We start from the raw sequence: 21,056 nt of genomic DNA on the forward strand, positions 1-21,056 counted from the left end.
GACCCTGATTGACCGGAGCCATCGCTCCATCCCTTTCGCAGTCAACGACTTTTCTGGGGTTACAGATCTCGTCTCAGACACATACTCAATAACAAAGTCAAGTAACTCCTCGTCGTTCCACTTCCTGGAGTAGTTGCTGTGGAGCTTTTTCCCGGATCGAATACCAGCCGTGGCGCATGCAGCGGACCAGCTACCGAACACCTTGATAAAAATTGATGTTGTCGGACCATTCAGAAGCCCGAGGGTTCGAAGGTCGGAATACCGCTGAGCAGTCAATGGTTCTTGATGTGTGGCCGCCAGGCGCAAAACTGCCAATAATTCGTCGGACTCCCACGGCCTACGTCGGCTCCGGCCTCTAGGGCGTTCGCCTCTCAGCAGCTCAGCCTTCTGGTCTGCATACTCCGCTTTGGTGATGGCACCGCGGTCGAGTAGATCAGCAAGTTTCGACAGTTCGTCCGCAACAGCCACGTAAAGAGATTAGAGGGATGGAACTTTGGGCCGAAAGTGCCCTCTACGCACACCTACCCGGCGAATGGCCACCAGTTGACCACCAAACGGCCTGTTTTCGGGGTCTGGTAATGCTGTGACCTGCGCTTATGTGGTGTCGGAGGGGGGACTTGAACACCCCCCTCTTCGACGCAGAGTGGTCGCCCCATGCTGTCCGCTGTGTCGCATGGTCCCTAGTTCTCTAGGGGGTCGACCACGCTCCGTGTGCATGGTGTCCCACGTTGTGTGCCCAGTTTTCGCCGTTGGGCACCAACTAGGCGTCCCGGCTTCAGGTCGCAAGGGCGTGGGGTTACAAGTGCCCCCTCCTACCCCACCCAGGAACTGTCTGGACCGGTTCGGCCAAACCAGTTCAGGGCACTGTGAGACATAGAGGGCCATAGGAGATCAGTCCCGGTAGTCAGGCTTGGTGCCCTTCCCGAGATTGTGCCACTCGCAGCGGACGCAGAGGTTGTCGAAGTCATTTGTCCCACCCTTAAACAAGGGCACTTTGTGGTCGAGGTGCATTTTGACGCCGTCATCGGGAGGGTGGCGCGAAACCTCCAGACCCCTGTAACGAAGGGGTTCCCGGGTGCACTCCAATGACGCTGGGAACGCGTCAAGGGCGAATCAGGAACGCGGCCACGGCGTCTGGGACGTCACGCAGCTCCGCTGAGTTCACTTTCGAGGTCCCGTATGACGTGCAGCAGCTCGTCCCGCGTGTCATCGGTGGCCACGGCGAGCAGGCAGACACACATCGAGTAGAGCGCTTTGGCCCGGAAACCGGCCGGGTCGACCTCGCCCCGCGCCCACGAGACTGCCGCCCGGCGGAAGCCCTCGTAGCCCTCGGCGACCAGCAGATCGACACGGAGATCGCCGCGCAGCTTCCCCTCGTCAATCGCCTCCTCGACGGCAGTGTGTAGCCGTCTGATCGCGCGGGGGCCCTTGCGGAAGTCGTAGCCCTCGAGGAGCGCGGGCCGGGTCTTGTCGGCGCCGCGAACGACCCTTGCGACGCCCCGCTCGACCACCGCGAGCGCTCGGTCGACCGGCCGATCTACGGACCGGTCGACGTCGAGCCCACGATCGAGGTCGTCGAACGCACCGTCCCAGATGGCCGATCGGATCTCGTCCTTGGACCCGAACAGGTTGTAGATCGTGGGGACCGACACGTTCGCGGCGTCGGCCACCTTTCGCATCGACCACCCGTCGACGCCGTCGCGCTCGATCAGCTCACGCGTCGCGGTGAGGATCCGCTGACGGCGTCGCTCGATGTTGTCCTGCCGCAGTCCCATTGTTTGCACAGTGTACAAAAGATTGTACGGTGTGAAAAGCAACTCCCCCCGGAACGGAGACACCCATGGCGAAGGCACTCGGCCTCGACGACCTCCACACGTACGTCGTCGAACACAGTACGCCGCCCGACGAGATCCTCGAACGACTCACCGCCCGCACCGTAGAAGCAGCCGGCGTTTTCGCTCGGATGCAGATCGCTCCAGAACAGGGCGCCTTCATGACCTGGCTCACCCGCTTGATCGGCGCCGGCCAGGTGCTCGAGATCGGCACGTTCACCGGCTACTCCGCGATCTGCATCGCCCGCGGACTCTCCGCCGAGGGTCGGCTCGTGTGCCTCGACATCTCCGATGAGTGGACCTCCATCGGCCGAGAGGCATGGCGGGAGGCCGGCGTCGACGACCGCATCGACCTCCGCATCGGACCGGCTGCCGAGAGCCTCGCCGCGATGCCCGAGCAAGAGCAGTTCGACATGGCATTCATCGACGCCGACAAGGCGGGCTACGAGACCTACCTCGACCTCGTGTTCCCGCGGCTCCGGCCCAACGGCGTCGTGCTCGTCGACAATGTGTTGCGGAATGGTCGGGTCTTGGACCGCTCGGCCACCGACGACGACACCGTCGCCATCCGGGCCTTCAACGACGCCCGCGTCGGCGATCCCCGGTGGGATCTCGCCATGCTTCCGATCTCCGACGGACTCACCCTGCTTCGGAAGCGCTAGCGGTTGCGCCAGTCCCTCGCGCCAGAACCGACAAGTGGGCGGGACCCCCGTCGCACCTTCGCGTCGCTGAGGTTCCGAAACTACCGGCTGTACTTCTTCAGCCAGATCGTGTCGTTCAGCGGCACATGGATGCAGTCACTCGCCACCGCCTGGCTCGTCATCGAGCTGACCGGCAGCGGCACGGCGCTCGGCACGGTGATGGCGGCGAGGTTTGCCCCCACACTGTTTCTGGCTCCGTTCGGCGGCGTCATCGCCGACCGACTGGACAAGCGTCGGCTGATCGCAGCGACCCAGGCACTCCAGGGCGTGCTCGCGTTGATCTTCGGCCTCGTCACCGTCGCCGGAGTGGTTGAGCTCTGGATGGTCTACGCCCTGTCCGCCGGTTTCGGGGCCATCACCGCGCTCGACAATCCGAGCCGCCAGACCTTTGTGATGGAAATGGTCGGCCCCGACGACGTCAGCAACGCCGTGACGCTGAACAGCGTCGTCACCAACGGTGCCCGCGTGGTCGGCCCTGCCGTGGGTGGAGTCGTCATCGCCACCATGGGAGTGGGCGAGTGCTTCCTCATCAACGGTGCGAGCTACCTCACCGTCGTGATCGCGATGTACCTGATCCGGCGCGAGGACCTCCACCCGGCGGCACGCACGCCGCGCGCGCCGCGTCAGCTCCGGGACGGACTCCGGTATGTGTGTAGCGAGCCGATCCTTCGCACCACCCTGGCCATGCTGGTGCTCATCGGCACCCTCACCTTCGAGTTCGCCACGACCTTGCCGATGCTCGCCGAGTTCACCTTTGCCGCCGGCCCATCGGGCATCGCCGGCCTCACGTCGCTGATGGGACTCGGCGCCGTTGTCGGCGGGCTGATCGTCGCTTCGACGGGACCACCGACGCCGCGGCGCCTCATCGCCGTCGCGGCCGGATTCGGGATCGCCGTCGGCATCGTCGCGGTGATGCCGAGCATCGAACTCGCCTACCTCGCGATGCCCCTGGTCGGCGCAACGAGCATCGCCACCACTTCGCTCTCGAACGCAACCTTGCAGCTCAACTCCGACCCCGCGTTTCGGGGCCGCGTGATGGCCTTGTTCTCGGTCGCGATGATGGGATCGACACCCATCGGCGGCCCGATCGTCGGTTGGGTCGGCGGACACATCAGCCCCCGCGCTGCGCTCCTCGCCGGTACAGCCGGGGCTCTCCTCGCCGCTGCGATCGGCTGGTCACAGTTCCGCCGGCCAACACCGACCCCCGCCCACCGACCCGCTGAACAGGAGGCCCATCAATGAGCGCCGTCGACCAAGCCCTCCCGACGACGACCCTCGAACTCCGCTCGACCGTGGCCGACGACGCAACCGTCACGATGTCGCTGCACGAGGCCGGCGTAGCCCCACCCGACCGCCACGAAGTGACGGTCCGGATCGAAGCCGCGCCGATCAACCCCTCCGACCTGGGGGTGATGCTCGCCCGTGCCGATGTCGCCACCGCTCGGCCGCTTGCCGGTGAGACCACCGGGCTCCAGGCCGACCTGCCCCTGGGCGCGGCCGGGGCGCAGGCCGCCCGGCTCGGTCGGGCGGTGCCTTGTGGCAGCGAAGGCGGCGGAGTCGTCATCGCTGCGGGATCCTCTCCCGAAGCTCAGGCACTGCTCGGACTCACGGTCGGATTCGCATCTGGCAACTCCTACGCGCAGTTCCGCACCATCCCCGTCGCACAGTGCTTCCCCATGCCCCCGGGGACGACGCCCGAGCAGGCGGCGGCTCCGTTCGTCAACCCACTCACGGCGCTGGGGATGGTGGAGACGATGCATGAAGGGGGCCACCGTGCGATCGTCCACACCGTCGGGGCATCAAACCTCGGCATCATGCTCAACCGACTCTGCCAAGCCGACGGCATCCAACTGATCAACATCGTGCGGAGGGCCGAGCAGGCGGAGGTCCTGCGCGATCTCGGGGCCGAACACGTCCTCAATTCGACCTCTGACAACTTCGAGGACGACCTCGTCGAGCTACTCGGAGCCACTGGCGCGACGATCGGCTTCGACCCGATCGGCGGCGGCGAAATGACATCGACACTGCTCGCCGCGATGGAGCGCGCCGTCAGCACTCGCTACGACACGTACAGCCCACCTACGCACAAGCAGGTGTTCATCTACGGAGGCCTCGACCGCTCCCCGACGATGCTCCGACGCGACTTCGGAACCTCGTGGTCGGTGGGTTCCTGGCGACTCCGACCCTTCCTCGCTCGCATCGGCCCAGACCGTGCCGAGCCGCTCCGCCGGCGCGTTGCCAGCGAGATCACGACCACGTTCGCGAGCTCCTACGGCCTTCGGCTCTCACTTGCAGACGCCGTCGACCCCGACCGAGTACGCATCTACTCCCAGATGACCACCGGCAAGAAGGCGCTCATCGCCCCACAGGTCTGAGGGGCGGGGACTCGGGCCCGGTCCGGCGAGCCGTCCGAGTCGTTGGTCGACACTTCGACGCTCCGCGGGAGAGACCATCGAGATCGATACGCAGCCTCGTTGAAGTGGCCCAACGTGCGTGCATCGCCATCGACGACGGCAACCGCACCAAAGCTCGATCCCAAAGGGCCAAACCAGCCCCACCGGTAACCTTCACAGCGAGGAAGACCGTTATCGGCAGTAACGCGCCACATAACGCGCCGCCCTCGCCCTCGTAGCTCAGTCGGATAGAGCGACCGCCTCCTAAGCGGTAGGCCACAGGTTCGATTCCTGTCGAGGGCGCCATGAACCAGCCCTTAGACCCGACCCCGCAGGGCCCGACCTCACACCAAGACGCGCCTGCCTGGTACCGACACGCGCTAGACGTCCCACACGGTGACAGCACCGTCACTGTCGACGGTGCCGACATCCACTACCTCACCTGGGGCGAGCCCGACCGGCCCGGCCTCGTCTTCGTGCACGGCGGCGCCGCCCACGCCCACTGGTGGACTCACGTGGCCGCCCTGTTCGCCAGCAACTACCGCATCGCGGCGATCGACCTGTCCGGTCACGGTGACAGCGACCGTCGTGCCGTCTACTCCCTCAACGCCTGGACGGACGAGGTGGTAGCTGTCGCCGACGCCGCCGACATGGCCGGCCTGCCAATCGTCATCGGCCACTCCATGGGCGGCTTCGTCACTCTGGCCACCGCGGCCCGCCACTCCGACCGCCTAGCCGGCGGCGTAGTCATCGACTCGCCCGTCGTGAAGGCCGACCCCGAGATGGATACGGGCCGCCGTGACAACTTCCGGAATCCCAAGGTGTACCCGGACGCCGCCACGGCCATCGCCCGCTTCCGCACCGTGCCCGAACAGGACCACTACGAGCCCTTCGTGATGGCCGACGTAGCCGCCCGATCCCTGCACCCCTGCAACGGCGGCGTCACCTGGAAGTTCGACCCGCGGATCTTCCTGCCCGACCGCGCTGCCGCCGACGACCTGCTGCCCAGCATCACGTGTCGCATCGCCCTCTTCCGCGCCCAGCACGGTCTCGTCACCGCCGACATCGGCGCCTACATGTACGAACAGCTCGGACGGGTCACCCCGGTCGTCGAAATTCCTCTGGCCGGCCATCACGTCATGCTCGACCAGCCCCTGCTACTGGTCACCGCCCTTCGCACCCTGCTGGCCGACTGGGAACACTCTGTCCCGTTCGAGCGGGATTGACCCAGGGGTTCACTGGTCCGTTTCTCCCGGTGGGTCCCGCATCGGCCTCCCACGACCACTACCGTCGCCGGCCATGGGAATGCGCCTGCATGACACCGCTATAGGCGAGGTCGTCCCCTTCGAACCCGGCCCCAGGGTGACCATGTACGTCTGTGGCATCACGCCGTACGACGCCACCCACCTCGGACACGCCTTCACCTACCTGACGTTCGATCTCGTCGTCCGTCGACTGGAAGACCTGGGTCACGAGGTCCGCATGGTTCGCAACGTCACCGACGTCGACGACTCAATTCTCCCCAAGGCCCGCGAGCTCGGCATCGACTATCTCGAGTTGGCCGCCCGGGAGATGGACCACTTTCGCGCCGACCTGGCCGCGCTAAACCTGCGACCCGCCACGTCTGAACCCACGGCCACCGGTTCGATCGACGCCATGCTCGACCTCATCGGCCGCCTCGAAGCCAACGGCCACACCTACACCGTCGAGGGCACGACCTTCTTCGACGTCTCCACGTGGGACTCCTTCGGTTCGATGACCGGCTACGACGAAGCCACCATGCGGGCGTTCGCCGCCGAACGGGGCGGCAACCCCGACGACCCCCGCCTGCGCAACCCCCTGGATTTCGTACTCTGGCAGGCCAGCGCCGACGACGAACCCTCGTGGGACTCGCCCTTCGGCCCGGGGCGACCGGGCTGGCACATCGAGTGCTCGGCCAGGGCCAGGGCCGACCTCGGTGAGACCATCGACCTCCACGGCGGAGGTAACGACCTGACCTTCCCCCACCACGAGTGCGAAGCCGCCCAGAGCGAAGCAGCCACCGGCCAACCGTTCGCCCGCCACTGGATGCACGTCGGGATGGTCGCCTACGAGGGCACGAAGATGTCAAAGTCGCTGGGCAACCTCGTCTTCGTACGCAACCTGAGACACATCCACGACCCAAGGGCCATCCGCCTAGCCCTCATGGCCCATCACTACCGGGCCGGCTTCGAATGGTTCGACTGCGACATCGACGACGCGATCATCCGCCTCGACCGCCTCGTCACCGCAGCCCGACGCCCCAAGGGTCCGAACCCGGCACCCACGCTGGCTGCCGTGCGGGCTGCACTCGACGACGACCTCGACGCGGCCACCGGCTGCGAAGCCCTAGACATACTGGCCGGGGGGATCCTCTCGGGCACCGGCGACGACCCAACAGCCGCCGCCGGTCTGGCCACCGCAGCAGCCCTACTGGGCATCCACCTCGACGCCACCCTTCCCGAATCCTGGTCACGAACTACGTGATTCCCGGTCCACCCTCGGTAACCGAACCACCCCAGACCTGAGTCGGGCTGGTCATCACAGGCGGGCCGGTGGCGAGCGGACCGTATCCTGATCCGGTGCTGCGATTCACTGACAGCCTGACTGGCGAAAAAGTCGACTTCGTCCCACGCGAAGAGGGAAAGGCATCCGTCTACTGGTGCGGGCCCACCGTCTACGACGTCCCCCATCTCGGGCACGCCCGCAGCACGCTGGCCTTCGACCTGCTCGTCCGCTATCTGCGCTGGACGGGACTGGACGTCACAGCAGTGTCCAACATCACCGACATCGACGACAAGATCATCAACCGGGCGGCCGATGAGGACTCGACCGAACCCGAGGTGGCCCGCCGCTACGAGGTCACCTTCATTGAGCAGATGGATCGCCTCAACGTCGCCCACCCCGATCTACGACCCCGGGCCACCGAGTACGTCGACCGCATGGTCGAAGTGATTGGAGAGTTGGTCGAACGGGAGATGGCCTACACCACCGATTCGGGCGTCTATTTCGACGTCGATCGACTCGGCGAGTACGGCGCTTTGGTGGGCCGCTCGGTCGACGACCTCCGCGAGGGTGCAGGCGCCCGGGTCGACGTCGACGACGACAAGGCCGACCCGCTGGACTTCGCCCTCTGGAAGGCCGCCAAGCCCGGCGAACCCACCTGGGACTCGCCGTGGGGTCCGGGTCGCCCCGGCTGGCACATCGAGTGCGTGGCCATGTCGCTGCACCTCCTGGGTGACAGTTTTGACATCCACGGCGGCGGCGATGACCTCGTCTTCCCCCACCACGAGAATGAACGGGCCGAGGCACTGGGCTGTGGCCGGCCCTTCGCCCGCTACTGGGTCCACAACGGGATGGTCCAGGTCGACGGCGAGAAGATGTCCAAGTCGCTGGGTAACTTCACCACGCTGGCCGGCCTGCTCGACACGTGGGACCCAAGGGCGTTACGTCTGCTGGTGCTCCAGACGCACTACCGACGGACCATGGAGATCGGATCGACCACACTCGACCAGTCGGCCGCCGCACTGGCCCGCCTCGACCAGTTCTCCGATCGGATGGCCAACGCCGACCTACCCGAGGTCGGACCCGACGCCGACGTAGTGGCTCGGTTCCGGGCCGCCATGGACGATGATCTCGGCTCACCACAGGCCCTGGCCGTGATCTTCGACGCCGTCCGTGACGCCAACCGGGCGTTGGACGCCGAGGACGACAATGCCGCTGCTGCGTTATCGACCGCCGCCCTGGAACTGGCTGGCGTTCTCGGCCTAGTGCTGGGGCGAGCCGCTCCTACCGATGCCAGTGGCAACTCCGACGACGACGCCGAGATCGACGCCCTGGTCGATCGCCGCCTTGACGCCAAGGCGAAGAAGAACTTCGGAGAAGCCGATCGGATACGCGACGAGTTGACGGCCCGCGGCGTGGTGCTCGAGGACACGCCACGCGGCACCGCCTGGCGACGGGGCTGAGGGACTTGTTCTCCCAAGGCACTGTTCTCTGGAAGCTCTGGCACACTCCATCGTCCTGACGGGCCTATGGAGACGACGGCCACGCGTGCGAGGCCTGAGGACCTGGCCCGATCCGTCGCCGCCCTCGCTGACGCTCTGGCCTATGGCTGGGTGACCCTCACTGAGGCCGTGGCCGCAGCGACGCTGGAAGTCGGTGGCGACCCTGATCGGGTCGACCGGATTCTGGACTGCTTCGAGATGCCGTCGCTAGCAGGCTGACCCACGATTCGTCAGTCGGAGCAGGCAGCGTAGAGGCGGTCCTTGAAGGCGGCTTCGTCGACTTGCCAGACCACCCGGAGATTGGGCAGATCAGCCAGGAACCGGCGATCGGGGAGAGCCGCGCCACGGGTGGGCTCATCGAGCCCGACGATAAGTCGTTCTTCTGTGGATTCTGTGACGATCGACTCGTCGAGGGCGACGGCCATAGCGACCGGGTCCGGTAAATCCATACCAACCAGACCTCTGCCGCGACAGAACCGGTCGACCTCTGAATTGATGTCCACCGCGAACTCGCCGAGCCGGCCACACGACCGGAGTCGAGCCGACTCCTGAGGTGCCATGACCGCGTAGGTGCGGCTGATATTCCAGCCAATCATGGTCTTGGCCCCATTGGCGTCGAACACAATGGAAGCCGCTTCCGGATCAGCCCACACGTTGTACTCGCCGAGGGCGTTCATATTGCCCACACCGTCAGGAGAGCCAGCCATCAGGTAGGTGTGGGTGAAGCGAGTGAGTAGGTCGGGATTCTCGTTGAGGGCCATGGCGATGTTGGTGAGTGGTCCGAGTGTTACCAAGCCGTGCCGGTCGGGTTCGTCCGCGGCTACCCGAAGCAGCGCTTCGACGGCATCCTCGGCGCTAGGCCCGCGCGAAGGGGCGGGCAAGTCTGCGCCTCCCATCCCGTCTTCACCGTGTACCGACTGTGCCGTTTCCAGCGGCCGTCGCAGGGGCCGATCAGCTCCTACATGAACTGGTACCGAGCAGTGGTCAACGAGGTCAAGGGTGACAATTGCGTTTCTTACAGCCAGATCCAGCGGGACGTTGCCGGCAACGACCGTGACCATGCGGATTTCCACCTCTGGATCGCGTGCCGCGAGCACGATGGCTACAGCATCGTCGGAGGCGGTGTCAGTGTCGATGACAAGGCTCCGGTCCGTCACGTGCTGGCTCCATGGAGGTCGGTGATGGCTGGCCTCGGTGGCACGTCGGCCGGAGCCCGTTGCGACGCGCGTTCCTCGAGATACTCCTTGTGGTCCTGGTAGTTCCCGTCGATGACGAAGCCCCAGCCGCGGCCGTGTGGCTTGCCGGCAGCGAAGATCGTCCATACCGGACGGTCGCCCAAGGTGCTGACGATGCGGTGGATGGTGTCCGCGTCAATTCGGTTGACCTGCCCTGGGCGGTACCTGCGTACGTCGTCGCCATAAGGACCGCGTTCTTCGATGTAACTGCCCTTCACGATAAGGCTGCGTGACCACGAGAACGGATGGGTATGGGGGTAGGGGTCGCGGTCGGGAAGATTGATGGAATGCAGGAAGATCGAACCGAACGGTGTGTCGAATCGCCACCGCTCCAGATAAACCCGCTCCGGTTCGACAACGTCGTAGATGAGTTGTCGTCGGGCAAACGACCATCGCCATTCGCCATCGACCAGATTTTCTCTACGACGCCAACTCCATTTCATTACGGCTCAGGGTACCGAATCTCTTCCTACGGATCAGAAGGTTGGAGGGTCGAGCCCTCCCCGAACATCAAGTCACGCCTGCCCTGATGGCTACTGATGCCCAGAGGGATAGTTGAATGATCCACCGCCAACAATTGAAGCGACCCGAAAGACCCATCCATGACCCGTCTCGGCTATCAGATTCCGAACTTCACCTACCCAGGTACTTCGGAAGCAGGCATTTTCGATTTAGTCGTAGCCCAAGCCAAGGCGGCAGAAGCTGCCGGGTTTGACAGGGTCTTCGTCATGGACCACTTCTACCAACTTCCGGGAATTGGAAACCCGGAAGAACCGATGCTTGAGTGCTACTCGATCCTGTCAGCACTCGCCCAGCACACGAAGACAGTCCGTCTCTCGGCGTTGGTGACTGGCAACACCTACCGGCATCCCACCCTTTTGGCTAAGGCGGTAACCGCTCTTGATCACGTTTCATCGGGCAGGGCAACTCTGGGGATCGGTGCCGGTTGGTTCCAACTCGAACACGACTCCCTCGGCTTTGAGTTCGGCACGTTCACCGACCGGTTCGAAAAGCTCGAAGAGGCATTGCAGATCGTGATCCCAATGCTTCGCGGGGAAACAGTGAGCCTTGCGGGAAAGCACTACCAGGTTTCTGAGGCAGTCAACTCTCCGCGGCCTGTTTCCCGTATCCCGGTCATGATCGGTGGCAGCGGTGAGAAGAAGACACTCCGAATGGTTGCCCAGTACGCCGACGAGTCCAACCTCGCGACCGGCCCAGTCAGCGACATTCCTCACAAGCTTGAAGTACTAGAGGAACACTGCGACCGCCTGGGACGCGACAGATCTGAGATCGTGGTCACCAAACTGCAGATGGTTTGTGTTGCCCCAACCATGGAAGAGGCGGAATCGGACTTACGTGAGATTGGAGCAGCGAAAGGGTGGTCCGACGAGGTCATCGAGATGGCCAAGATGATCCTGATCTACGGAGATTCCGACACCGTCGGAGAAAAACTCCAGGCGTGCATGGACACCGGCATCGACGGGATGACCATCTGCCTCCCGGCCAATGGGCACAAGATCGAGCGCATTGGCCTCCTCGGCGAAATCGGATTGGCAGCAACGGCGAGTTGACCATTGGGATCGGTTGAAACCTGTCGACCCACTCGGACAGTCGGTTAGCCCACTCGTCCTGCGGTCCGGGTTTTTCGGCGGATGTTCCGCCGGGGGTCAGTCGGTGAACTCCAACCCGTCGAAGTTCCCGTCGGCCCGCCACCCTTCGAGGAGTTGGAAAAACTCGATGGATCCGCCCCCGTAGGGCGCGGCCTGGATGGCGCTTGGTTCGCGGGCTTGCCCTTCGTTGTTGTAGTAGCCGGGGGTGCAGTCCGCGCCGCCGAGCGTTCCCATGGCGCCGAGGCCTTTTTCGACGATGGTGGCTACCCATGCTTCTTCGCCTTGTTCGGACACTTCGACGGTGGCCGCTCCCTGTTGGAGGGCGTGGCCGATGATGTGGGCCAGGTGGGTGGTGAGTTCGTCGAGGAGGTGCGGGAAGTTCGCGGTGAACGCGGCTTGGCTGATCTGCATGAAGAAGCAGTTCGGGAACCCGCGGCTCTGCATGCCGTGCAGTGTCGACATGCCGGTGGCCCATTTTTCGGACAGGGTCTGGCCGCGGCTTCCGACGATTTCGTAGCCGGCCCGGCGGGCGTAGGAGGTTCCCACTTCAAAGCCGGTGGCGAAGATGATGCAGTCGACTTCGTATTCGACTCCGTCGACCACCAGGCCGTGTTCGGTGATCCGGTCGACGCCTTTCCCGGCGGTGTCGACGAGTTCCACGTTGGGTCGGTTGAACGCCGGCAAGTACTCGTCGTTGAACGTGGGGCGTTTGCAAAACATCCGGTAGTAGGGCTTGAGTTTCTCAGCGATTTCCGGGGAGTCGACGAGGCCGTCGACCCGGGATCGGATTTCGTTCATCTTGTCGAAGTTGGCCATCTCGAGGATCTCGGCAATGTCGGCGCTGCCGTCGGCTTGGGCGTCGCGGAAGCGGCGGATCATCATGCCGATCAGATCGGTCCACCCGTCGTCGACCAGGTCTTCGGTTTGGGGCACGCCGGAGACGAGGCCGTTGAAGTTCTCCATTCGCTGTTTCTGCCATCCGGGTTGAAGACCGGCGACCCATTGGGAGTCGGTGGGTTTGTTGCCTCGCACATCCACCGACGAGGGGGTGCGTTGAAACACGTAGAGGTGCTGGGCTGTCTCACCGAGAAACGGCACGCATTGGATGGCGCTGGCACCGGTGCCGATCACCGCGACCCGCTTGTCGCCCAACCGGTCAAGGTCCCCGCCGGGCCCGCCGCCGGTGTAGTCGTAGTCCCATCGGCTGGTGTGGAACGCGTGGCCTTGGAAGTCGCTGATGCCGGGGATGCCGGGGAGTTTCGGCCGGTTGAAGGGCCCGTTGGCCATGGCCACGAACCGGGCTCGCAGAGCGTCGCCCCGGTTGGTGGCGACGATCCACCGGGCGGCATCTTCGTCCCAGGTCATACCGGTGACTTCCGTTTGGAACATCACCCCGTCGTAGAGCCGGTAGTGCTCGCCGAGCCGCCGGCTGTAGTCGAGGATCTCCCGGGCGTACGAGTATTTCTCCTGGGGGATGTAGCCGACTTCTTCGAGGAGCGGCAGGTAGATGTAGGACTCGATGTCACACTGGGCTCCCGGGTACCGGTTCCAGTACCAGGTGCCGCCGAAATCGCCGCCTTTTTCGATGATCCGCAGGTCTTCCACGCCGGCTTCGCGGAGGCGGGCTCCCATCTGGAGGCCACCGAAGCCGCCTCCGACGACGATCACGTCGACCTCGTCGGTGAGCGGCGGCCGGTCGATGGGAGATTCGACGTACGGGTCGTCGGTGTAGTGGGCGAACTCTCCGACGACCTCTATGTACTGGTCGTTTCCGTCGGCGCGCAGCCGTTTGTCCCGCTCGACGCGGTAGCGGTCCCGCATAGCGTCGGGATCGAAGCGGCCCTCGGCGGGGCTGGCAGTTTCAGCCTGCCGGCTGGTGGTACTCAGCGTTGGGGTCCTTCTCCACGGAGCTGCGGTGCTGTCAACAAACGCATCGGTGAACGGTCTTTCAAAATACTCGACTGGTCAGTTGCGGGGCACGTCAGCCCAGGCGATCTCCTTGTCGACCCGCACGTCGCCGGGCAGGCCCAAGATCCGTTCGCCCAGGATGTTTCGCATGACCTCGGACGTTCCACCCTCGATGGTGTTGGCCCGAGACCGGAGAAATGCGTACCTGGGATGGATGCCCGGCCCCCGGAGGCCGGTAGGCCGCTTGCGTTCGTATCCGGCCTCGTAAACCATTCCGTCGGCACCCAGGAGGTCCATGCAGGTCTCGTAGATCCGCTGGTTCATCTCAGCCGACATCATCTTGGTGACCGACCCCTCGGGGCCAGGGTTGCCGGACTTAGAGGTCTCCCGGGCCCGCCAGTTCGTTAGGCGAAGTGCCTCGGCCTGACTCCACAAGTCGGTGACCCGGTCGCGCATCACGGTCCGCGTTACCGGGTCCAGCGAGTCCCTCGTCTCGCCCCACAGATTCACCAGGTCGCCAATGGGGCCCGAACCCTTCTTCGGCACGCCACCACCAAGGGCCACCCGTTCATTCATCAACGTGGTGACCGCCGCGGCCCAGCCGTTGCCGACCTCGCCGAACACCCGGTCGTGGGGAATCCGCACGTCGGTCAGGAAGATCTCGTTGAACTCGGCTTCACCGGTGATCTGGTGCAGGGGTCGAACTTCAACGCCCTCGGACTCCATGTCCAACAGGAAGTACGTAAGTCCCTTGTGCTTCGGCTGGTCCGGATCGGTTCGGGCAACCAACATCCCCCACCGAGATACATGGGCCAGCGTCGTCCACACCTTCTGGCCGTTGACGATCCACTCGTCGCCGTCACGAACCGCCCGACTGGACAGCCCCGCCACATCCGAGCCAGCACCCGGCTCACTGAACATCTGGCACCAGACCTCTTCACCCGTGTACATCGGACGGAGAAGGCGCTGCTTCTGTTCATCGGACGCGTAGGTGAGCACCACCGGCGCGCCCATCCCGATGCCGATCGGGTTGATGTTGAGATCGTGGTAGGTCACCCCGGCAGCCCGTAACTCACCGTCGACCACCGTCTGGAGCCGCCGGCTGGACAGACCCAGACCGCCCAGCCCCTCGGGGAACTGCACGAGGGCGAGGCCGCGATCGAACTGCGCGCCCCGGAACTCGAACTGGTCAACCTGGTCCGGCGGCACGTCGGCCACCAGCTGCCGCGCCATCTCCCGGACCTCTGCTTCGGTCACCTCAGTCATGATCGCTCCCGGTTCACATGGTTGTCCGGGCGGTCCCGGAGCCGGGCGCGAACCTACCCAGCGGCAACTGTCAGCCCCGAACCGGGGACCCGCAGCTTGCGCCGAAGCAGTCGTCCGCTAGCTGACTCAGATGCCCAGACAGCCAGGCTGACTTAGCCGGGATCAGGCGACCGGGTCGCCACCGAACGTGAGCTGGCCCGTCATCTGCGGACTCGCCGGCGAACCGGTCTCAGGAGCGGTCGACGCAGCCATCTCCGTGTCCCACTCGTCGCTCTGGTCCCACTGGTGACCGGCGAAGGGGTCCTCATGGTTCAGTGGTTCTTCTCCCGGCTGACCGCCGGCATCGGCGGGTGTCGCGCTACCTGTCGCAGGATGCCGGTCGACGCCGAGGAAAGCCCTAGCTAGGAGCGGGGTCTCCTCCGTGTCGGGAATCAACTCGGCGACGGGTTCGTCGGCCTCGGTAATCGCCTGTCGGGCCTTCTCGAGGGGATGAACCGCCGCCTCCGATCGAACACCAGGGCGAATGGGCTCCACGTCGGCTACCGGACGAAGAACCTCGCTGGACCTGTCGCCCGCCATGTCGGCTGCCTCGTCGGTCGTCATGGAGCGCCCCGGCAGCGGAATCACCGTGCCGACCCCACGGGCATCGATCAGTTCCCATCCGACTGGCGCCCGGAGACGGTCTATGTGGGTCGCACACAGCACCACGGCACCCGGTCCATCCACCTCGTCGAGATCGTGGATGGTGAAGGTCAGATTAGAAACGTCCATCACCACCAGGACGTCAGCCGGGCCCAGGCAGGCCGAACGCATACACAGATCCCGCATGGGGCTCAAAGGTACTTCCGGACCTGCTTCTCGACGGGGACACCCCCGGACCCCCACCCGGCCCTCAAGCCCTTCGGCGGAACAGCCATGAGCCCTAGGCTCGCCGGATGCTGCCCGTACTCGGCGTCGATGCCGATGACACCCTGTGGGAAAATGAGGAACGCTTCCACGAGGTGGAGCAACGCTTCCGCGACCTCGTGACCCCGTGGGCCGACAGTGAGACGGCCGATGCCGCCCTCCTGGCCACCGAGCGGACCAACATTGCCCGCCACGGCTATGGCATCAAAGGTTTCGTCCTGTCGATGGTGCTCACCGCTGTCGAGATCTCCGACGCTGCGATCGACGCCCGTTCACTGGCCGGCATCGTCGGCTGGGGTCACGAGATGCTGGCCCATCCAATCGAACTACTCGACGGGGTGCCCGAGGCCCTCGACGCGCTGGGCTCTACCCACCGACTGCTCCTCATCACCAAGGGCGACCTGGGCGACCAACTGAGCAAAGTCCGACGCAGTGGTTTGGCTGACCGGTTCTGGCGAGTCGAAGTGGTCCCCGAGAAGGACCCACAGACGTACCGAGACGTGCTGGACCGCCACGGTGTCGACCCCGCCGAGTTCACCATGGTCGGCAACTCGGTGAAGTCAGATGTGCTGCCCGTCCTGGCCATCGGCGGACGGGCTATCCACGTGCCCCACACCACCACCTGGGTGTTCGAGGAACCCAACCCTGACGAACTGGCCGGCGTGGAGTTCCCCATCGTGGATCGGCTCGGAGACGTGTCCAGACTCATAGCCGGCTAAACCCGGCCCGAACACCCGAGTCCGAGAACAGACTCGGTTTCGGATTCCAACTCACGGCCCGCGGCTCAAGTCTTCCTCGCAACCCTCAAGCCCACTTCCGGAACTCAGACCCTCCCCGGGAACACGTACGCGCCGTCGGCGGCTACCCGGGCCATCACATCGGCCACGTCCACCACCCGGGGCCCGTCGCGCACCACCGACAGGTAGACCCGTTCGCCCGCCACCAACCGCCGCTTCCGCTCCCCGTCAAAGGCCAGTAGTAACGGTCCGTTGACCTCCACCTCCTCGCCGGGCGCCAAGCGCCGTGCCTCGGCGAGCCCCAGATCGGCGTAGTGCCCAGGAGCGGTCGGCCCCCGCACCACTCGGTCACAATCCTCAGCCGGGCCGAATCGCAGCAACAGGCCCGCATCCTCGTCCAACCCCACCGGTTCGACCAGTCCACCCACTCCGGCGAAACCGACTGATGCCGGGTCGGCTCTCGATAAAACAGCAGTCCGCAGGTTCGCCGGCTCAAACAACTCGAAGGAACCCAGATACGGATCGTCCACCGCCACCGCGTCGACCAACGCCAGGTCATCTGGGGTCGAAGCACCGTCGGGCCGGACCCGCACCACCATTGCCCGCCGGGTCACCTCATCGACCGGCACCCGTCCAGTAGCCACGTGGCCAGCCGCCGCCCCGGCAATCGTGGCTTCGGCGAGCACCGGGAAGGCATTGTTCGTCCCCGTCGACAACGGAACCACCACCAGATCGGGCCATGCGCGCGCTGCGGCCCGGTTCGTCCCATCACCACCCAGCACTACGACCACCCCGCAGCCGAGATCCCGCATAGCGGCCACCGCGGCCACCGTGTCCTCCTCGGTGAACGTCATCTCGTAATCCAGCCAGTGGAGGTCGAGGCCCCGCATGGTCTCGGTGGCCCGCTGCACGATCCGATGGGTGTCGGTGTGTACGACGAACCGATCGACCCCCGCTTCCCGGGCCCCCAGCACGACGCGCCGAACCACGTTGGCCTTGTCCTCGATGGTCACCGCCCCAGCCGCAGCCACCGCCCGTCGCACGTCGGTGCCCGACCGGGGGTTGACCACCAGGCCGACCGCCAGAGGAAGCGGGAGCGGTGATCCGGCGCTGCCGATCGCGGTGTCGGTACCGGTCGCTGCGTCTGTGTTCGCGTTCATCACGGCAGGTGACCGTAGCCACTCGGTCATGCCCGGGTCCGCTAGGGGCCCCGTCAGAGAGCACACCTATGGTCGATCCGGATGGACGACCATGCCGATCACGCCGATACCGGCGAGCCCCCTCCCGGGCGGTGGCTATCCAGAACACGTGAGCGGATCCGCCGACGGCCGGACTACCGACGCCTCGTCCTCATCACCGCCCTGTTCGGCACCGCAGCTGGCAGTTACCCGGTCACCGTGCTGTCGGCCTCACTCCCCCACATCGCCCGGGATCTGGGCACCACCGACGACATCATCACCTGGGTCATCGCCGCACCCATGCTGGCCTTTGCCGTGATCACGCCGATCATCGGCAAGATCGGCGACCTTTACGGCCACCGCCGCACCTACCTGGTCAGTTTCTCTCTGGGCACGGTTCTGGCCCTGGCCACCTCGCTGGCCTGGGGCATCACCTCACTGATCGTGCTGCGGACACTCGCTCAGGCCGCCAAGGCCGCGTCAGGCCCGTCGGCCATGGCGATGATCCTGTCGGTCTTCCCGCAGCGCGACCGGACCCGGGCGCTCGGCATCTGGGCAGCGGTGGTCGCCCTGTCACCAGCCGTCGGCGTCGTCACCGGCGGACCGCTCGTCGAGTGGTTGGGCTGGCGGATCCTGTTCGTGGTGCAGGGCCTCACCGTGGGCCTGGCCCTGTTGGCCGCTCTGCTCGTCGCCCCGGAGACCCCGCGGCGGTCCGGCATCCGCTTCGACGTGCCCGGCGCCATCACCCTCGGGATCGGGGTCAGCGGACTCCTGCTGGCCGTCAACCGGGGCATCAGTTGGGGCTGGACCAACCCGATCGTGCTAGTCGCCGCGATGACGGCTCCCGTCAGCCTCGGGTTGTTCGTGGCCGTCGAGAACCGGTCCAATGCGCCGCTTCTACCACCGGCACTGTTGCGACGACGGGCCTTCACCCGCCCCATGACCTCCCAGGCGGTCCTGCAATCGGGCTACATGGGGGCCATGGTCATGGCGCCGTTCCTCCTCGAACGGCGCTGGGGGTTCCGTCCCACGGTCATTGGACTGGTGATGCTTCCCCGACCCCTGTCGTTTGCCTTGTGCGCCCGACTGGGGGGCCATCACGACCCGAAGCATGGGGCGCGACGGGTGACTGTCACCGGAATGCTGGTATTCGCGTTTGCCATGGTGCTCGCCGGGGTGGGCGCCCAGCAGCGATGGCTGCCGATGTTCCTCAGTGGGGCGATGCTGGCCGGCGCTGGGAGCGGTTACATCCGGCCTACGGTGGCCAACTCGGTCACCGCTGCCGCCGGAGACGCCGACATCGGGATCGCCGGTGGATCGATGAACATGCTTCAGCAGATCGGCGCAGCGGTCGGTATCACCGTGCTGACCGCTCTGATGGCCGACTCCCTGAGCGGCACCCGGTTCCTGTTGTTGCACCTGGCGGCGGCCGGAGCGGGGCTCGTGGCGGCCTGGTTGGCTCTAGGCATCGAAGACACGCCGGCGGGCAGTGACCCAACTCACCCGCGTCAGCTGTAGTCGTAGAAGCCGCGACCGGTCTTGCGGCCCAGGTGTCCCGCGGCGACCATGCGACGTAGAAGTGGGGGCGGCAGATAGAAGTCGTCGCCGTACTCAGCGAACAGCGTCTCGGCCACCAGCATCATGGTGTCCAGGCCAATCATGTCGCTGAGTTCCAGCGGGCCCATCGGATGGGCGGCACCCAACTTCATACCATTGTCGATGTCGGCGGCCGTGGCGTGGCCGTCGGCATACATCCGCATCGCGGCATTCAAATACGGCACGAGCAACATGTTGACCACGAAGCCCGCCCGGTCCTTGGCGGCCACCACGACCTTGTCCAGCACGTCGGTGGCGAACGCCGTCATCGACGCTGTCACCGCCTCGTTGGTCCGCACCGACGGGATGACCTCGACCAGCTTCATCACCGGCGCCGGGTTGAAGAAGTGGAGGCCGATTACCTGTTCCGGCCGTCCGGTAGCCATGGCGATGTCGATGATCGGAATCGACGACGTGTTGCTGGCCAGCACGGCATCCGGTGAGGTGACCGCCTCGTCCAATGCGGCGAAGATCTCCGCCTTTAGGTCGAACGACTCGACCACCGCCTCAACCACCAAGTCGGCGTCGGCTAGGTCTTCGTAGTCAGTGGTGAAGGTGAGGTTGGCCAGCGCCGCTGCGTGGGCCGCCTCGTCGAGCTTTCCCCGCTCCAAGGCTCGGTCCAAGGAACGTCGGATCCCGACCTCGCTGCGCTCGGCGGCCTCGGCGGACACCTCCTTGATCACTGTGGAGAGTCCCGCCTTGGCTGTGAGCTCGGCCACACCACCGCCCATCTGGCCACCGCCAACCACAGCGACTCGCTGAATGCCCATCACTCGGCCTCGGTCACGGTCACGGACTCGATCACTACGTCGGCCGTCGGCCTATCGCCGGGCCCAGTGGCCACCTCCTGGATGGCGGTCGCCACCTCGACGCCCTTGATCACCTTGCCGAACAGCGCATAGGCGGGCGGCAGGCCGACACCGCTCGGACCAGTAACGACGAAGAATTGGCTGCCGTTGGTGTCCGGACCGGCGTTGGCCATGACCAACGAACCGATCTCGTAGCGACCGGGCTTGGGTAGCTCGTCGGCGAAGCGGTAGCCAGGGCCGCCGCGACCCGAACCCTCGGGGCAACCACCCTGGATCACGAACCCGTTGATGACCCGGTGGAAGATCAGCCCATCGAAGTAGTGCCAGCGCGCTAGGTACACGAAGTTGTTGACCGTCTGGGGGGCAGCGATGGGATCTAGGTGGATGGTCATCGAACCCATGGAGGTGACCATCTCGGCGGTGTATGTCTTTGCCGGGTCGATGACCATCGGCGGGGCGGCCGGGAAGGTGGTCCGTCGTTCGCTGGAACCGTCGACTTCGGGAATCAGATCGGACATGGGGCCTCCTCGGCCTACGGGTTGCTCTTCATCGGCACTGGGCCGGGGTGCAGGCTACGGCGACCCAGCCTTACCTCCGACCGGCCACGGCATCACCCAGTGACGCGCGGGCCTTCGCTACGGTGCCGCGCATGGCACCCCGGTCGACACCGAGGACTCCAGACCCCCGTGTCCTGGACCCCTCGTTGGACCATCCGCTACGGAACGGACCCCTCCATCGGCGCCCTGCCTTCCGCAGGGGGACTCCGTCTGAACCGGCCAACTGGGTTGGTCTGGTATGCCCGTCGTGCGAGGTGGCGTGGCGAGGAGACCCGATCGAGCCGTGCTGGTCCTGCGGATCGG

Annotated in this window: 20 protein-coding genes and 1 tRNA gene; 11 read left to right on the top strand and 10 right to left on the bottom strand. The window is 65.3% G+C overall.

The window, feature by feature from the left end:
• Both QF777_09235 and QF777_09240 read right to left on the bottom strand, forming a co-directional pair.
• Positions 1 to 468 (bottom strand): SHOCT domain-containing protein (locus tag QF777_09235; protein ID MDP6911730.1); only part of this gene is annotated, 468 nt, incomplete at its 3' end.
• A 674-nt stretch (positions 469 to 1,142) separates the two neighbouring features.
• Positions 1,143 to 1,775, bottom strand: coding sequence for a helix-turn-helix domain-containing protein (locus QF777_09240; GenBank protein ID MDP6911731.1), 633 nt, complete (start codon positions 1,773 to 1,775; stop codon positions 1,143 to 1,145).
• A 65-nt stretch (positions 1,776 to 1,840) separates the two neighbouring features.
• Between QF777_09240 and QF777_09245 the strand changes: the two genes are divergently transcribed.
• The 8 genes from QF777_09245 (at position 1,841) to QF777_09280 (ending at position 9,170) form a co-directional block, all read left to right on the top strand.
• The gene (locus QF777_09245) at positions 1,841 to 2,494 is read left to right on the top strand and encodes an O-methyltransferase (protein ID MDP6911732.1); all 654 of its coding nucleotides are present in this window, start codon (positions 1,841 to 1,843) and stop codon (positions 2,492 to 2,494) included.
• A 3-nt stretch (positions 2,495 to 2,497) separates the two neighbouring features.
• On the top strand, positions 2,498 to 3,775 hold the full coding sequence (locus QF777_09250; protein MDP6911733.1) for an MFS transporter: 1,278 nt from the start codon (positions 2,498 to 2,500) through the stop codon (positions 3,773 to 3,775).
• The gene (locus QF777_09255; GenBank protein MDP6911734.1) at positions 3,772 to 4,908 is read left to right on the top strand and encodes a zinc-binding dehydrogenase; all 1,137 of its coding nucleotides are present in this window, start codon (positions 3,772 to 3,774) and stop codon (positions 4,906 to 4,908) included. The genes QF777_09250 and QF777_09255 overlap by 4 nt, the downstream gene beginning before the upstream one ends.
• Before the next feature lie 247 nt (positions 4,909 to 5,155).
• Positions 5,156 to 5,232, top strand: a tRNA-Arg gene (locus QF777_09260).
• The gene (locus QF777_09265; GenBank protein MDP6911735.1) at positions 5,232 to 6,152 is read left to right on the top strand and encodes an alpha/beta hydrolase; all 921 of its coding nucleotides are present in this window, start codon (positions 5,232 to 5,234) and stop codon (positions 6,150 to 6,152) included. Before QF777_09260 ends, QF777_09265 begins: the two co-directional genes overlap by 1 nt.
• Positions 6,153 to 6,225: 73 nt before the next feature.
• Positions 6,226 to 7,431, top strand: a complete 1,206-nt coding sequence (gene cysS / locus QF777_09270) for a cysteine--tRNA ligase (GenBank protein ID MDP6911736.1) — start codon at positions 6,226 to 6,228, stop codon at positions 7,429 to 7,431.
• Positions 7,432 to 7,526: 95 nt separating this feature from the next.
• On the top strand, positions 7,527 to 8,912 hold the full coding sequence (gene cysS / locus QF777_09275) for a cysteine--tRNA ligase (protein MDP6911737.1): 1,386 nt from the start codon (positions 7,527 to 7,529) through the stop codon (positions 8,910 to 8,912).
• A 66-nt stretch (positions 8,913 to 8,978) separates the two neighbouring features.
• Positions 8,979 to 9,170 carry a hypothetical protein gene (locus tag QF777_09280; protein MDP6911738.1) on the top strand — a complete coding sequence of 64 codons (192 nt, stop codon included), beginning with the start codon at positions 8,979 to 8,981 and terminating at the stop codon, positions 9,168 to 9,170.
• Positions 9,171 to 9,181: 11 nt separating this feature from the next.
• Here QF777_09280 and QF777_09285 read toward each other — a convergent pair whose 3' ends face one another.
• Complete coding sequence (locus QF777_09285) at positions 9,182 to 10,108, bottom strand: nucleoside hydrolase (GenBank protein ID MDP6911739.1); 927 nt, start codon at positions 10,106 to 10,108, stop codon at positions 9,182 to 9,184.
• On the bottom strand, positions 10,105 to 10,629 hold the full coding sequence (locus QF777_09290) for a hypothetical protein (protein MDP6911740.1): 525 nt from the start codon (positions 10,627 to 10,629) through the stop codon (positions 10,105 to 10,107). Before QF777_09290 ends, QF777_09285 begins: the two co-directional genes overlap by 4 nt.
• Positions 10,630 to 10,788: 159 nt before the next feature.
• Here QF777_09290 and QF777_09295 point away from each other — a divergent pair, with 159 nt between their 5' ends.
• A complete protein-coding gene (locus tag QF777_09295) occupies positions 10,789 to 11,757 on the top strand; it encodes an LLM class F420-dependent oxidoreductase (protein MDP6911741.1) in 969 nt (322 codons plus the stop codon).
• Positions 11,758 to 11,853: 96 nt separating this feature from the next.
• Here the strand turns inward: QF777_09295 and QF777_09300 are convergent, their stop codons facing one another.
• From QF777_09300 to QF777_09310, 3 genes are all read right to left on the bottom strand, one after another.
• Positions 11,854 to 13,617, bottom strand: a complete 1,764-nt coding sequence (locus QF777_09300; GenBank protein ID MDP6911742.1) for an NAD(P)/FAD-dependent oxidoreductase — start codon at positions 13,615 to 13,617, stop codon at positions 11,854 to 11,856.
• A 144-nt stretch (positions 13,618 to 13,761) separates the two neighbouring features.
• Positions 13,762 to 14,961, bottom strand: a complete 1,200-nt coding sequence (locus QF777_09305; GenBank protein MDP6911743.1) for an acyl-CoA dehydrogenase family protein — start codon at positions 14,959 to 14,961, stop codon at positions 13,762 to 13,764.
• Positions 14,962 to 15,132: 171 nt separating this feature from the next.
• Complete coding sequence (locus QF777_09310) at positions 15,133 to 15,798, bottom strand: DUF3499 family protein (GenBank protein MDP6911744.1); 666 nt, start codon at positions 15,796 to 15,798, stop codon at positions 15,133 to 15,135.
• Positions 15,799 to 15,905: 107 nt separating this feature from the next.
• Here QF777_09310 and QF777_09315 point away from each other — a divergent pair, with 107 nt between their 5' ends.
• Positions 15,906 to 16,595, top strand: coding sequence for an HAD family hydrolase (locus tag QF777_09315; protein ID MDP6911745.1), 690 nt, complete (start codon positions 15,906 to 15,908; stop codon positions 16,593 to 16,595).
• Positions 16,596 to 16,699: 104 nt separating this feature from the next.
• Here QF777_09315 and QF777_09320 read toward each other — a convergent pair whose 3' ends face one another.
• Positions 16,700 to 17,773, bottom strand: coding sequence for an NAD(+)/NADH kinase (locus tag QF777_09320; GenBank protein ID MDP6911746.1), 1,074 nt, complete (start codon positions 17,771 to 17,773; stop codon positions 16,700 to 16,702).
• A gap of 81 nt (positions 17,774 to 17,854) precedes the next feature.
• Here QF777_09320 and QF777_09325 point away from each other — a divergent pair, with 81 nt between their 5' ends.
• Positions 17,855 to 19,309 carry an MFS transporter gene (locus tag QF777_09325; protein ID MDP6911747.1) on the top strand — a complete coding sequence of 485 codons (1,455 nt, stop codon included), beginning with the start codon at positions 17,855 to 17,857 and terminating at the stop codon, positions 19,307 to 19,309.
• On the opposite strand, the gene QF777_09330 is transcribed toward QF777_09325, so the two are convergent.
• Complete coding sequence (locus QF777_09330; protein ID MDP6911748.1) at positions 19,300 to 20,157, bottom strand: 3-hydroxybutyryl-CoA dehydrogenase; 858 nt, start codon at positions 20,155 to 20,157, stop codon at positions 19,300 to 19,302. The genes QF777_09325 and QF777_09330 overlap by 10 nt on opposite strands.
• The gene (locus tag QF777_09335) at positions 20,157 to 20,714 is read right to left on the bottom strand and encodes a peptidylprolyl isomerase (protein MDP6911749.1); all 558 of its coding nucleotides are present in this window, start codon (positions 20,712 to 20,714) and stop codon (positions 20,157 to 20,159) included. The genes QF777_09330 and QF777_09335 overlap by 1 nt, the downstream gene beginning before the upstream one ends.
• Positions 20,715 to 21,056: the final 342 nt, after the last annotated feature.

Source organism: Acidimicrobiales bacterium (assembly GCA_030747595.1).
Taxonomy (GTDB): Bacteria; Actinomycetota; Acidimicrobiia; order Acidimicrobiales; family MedAcidi-G1; genus UBA9410.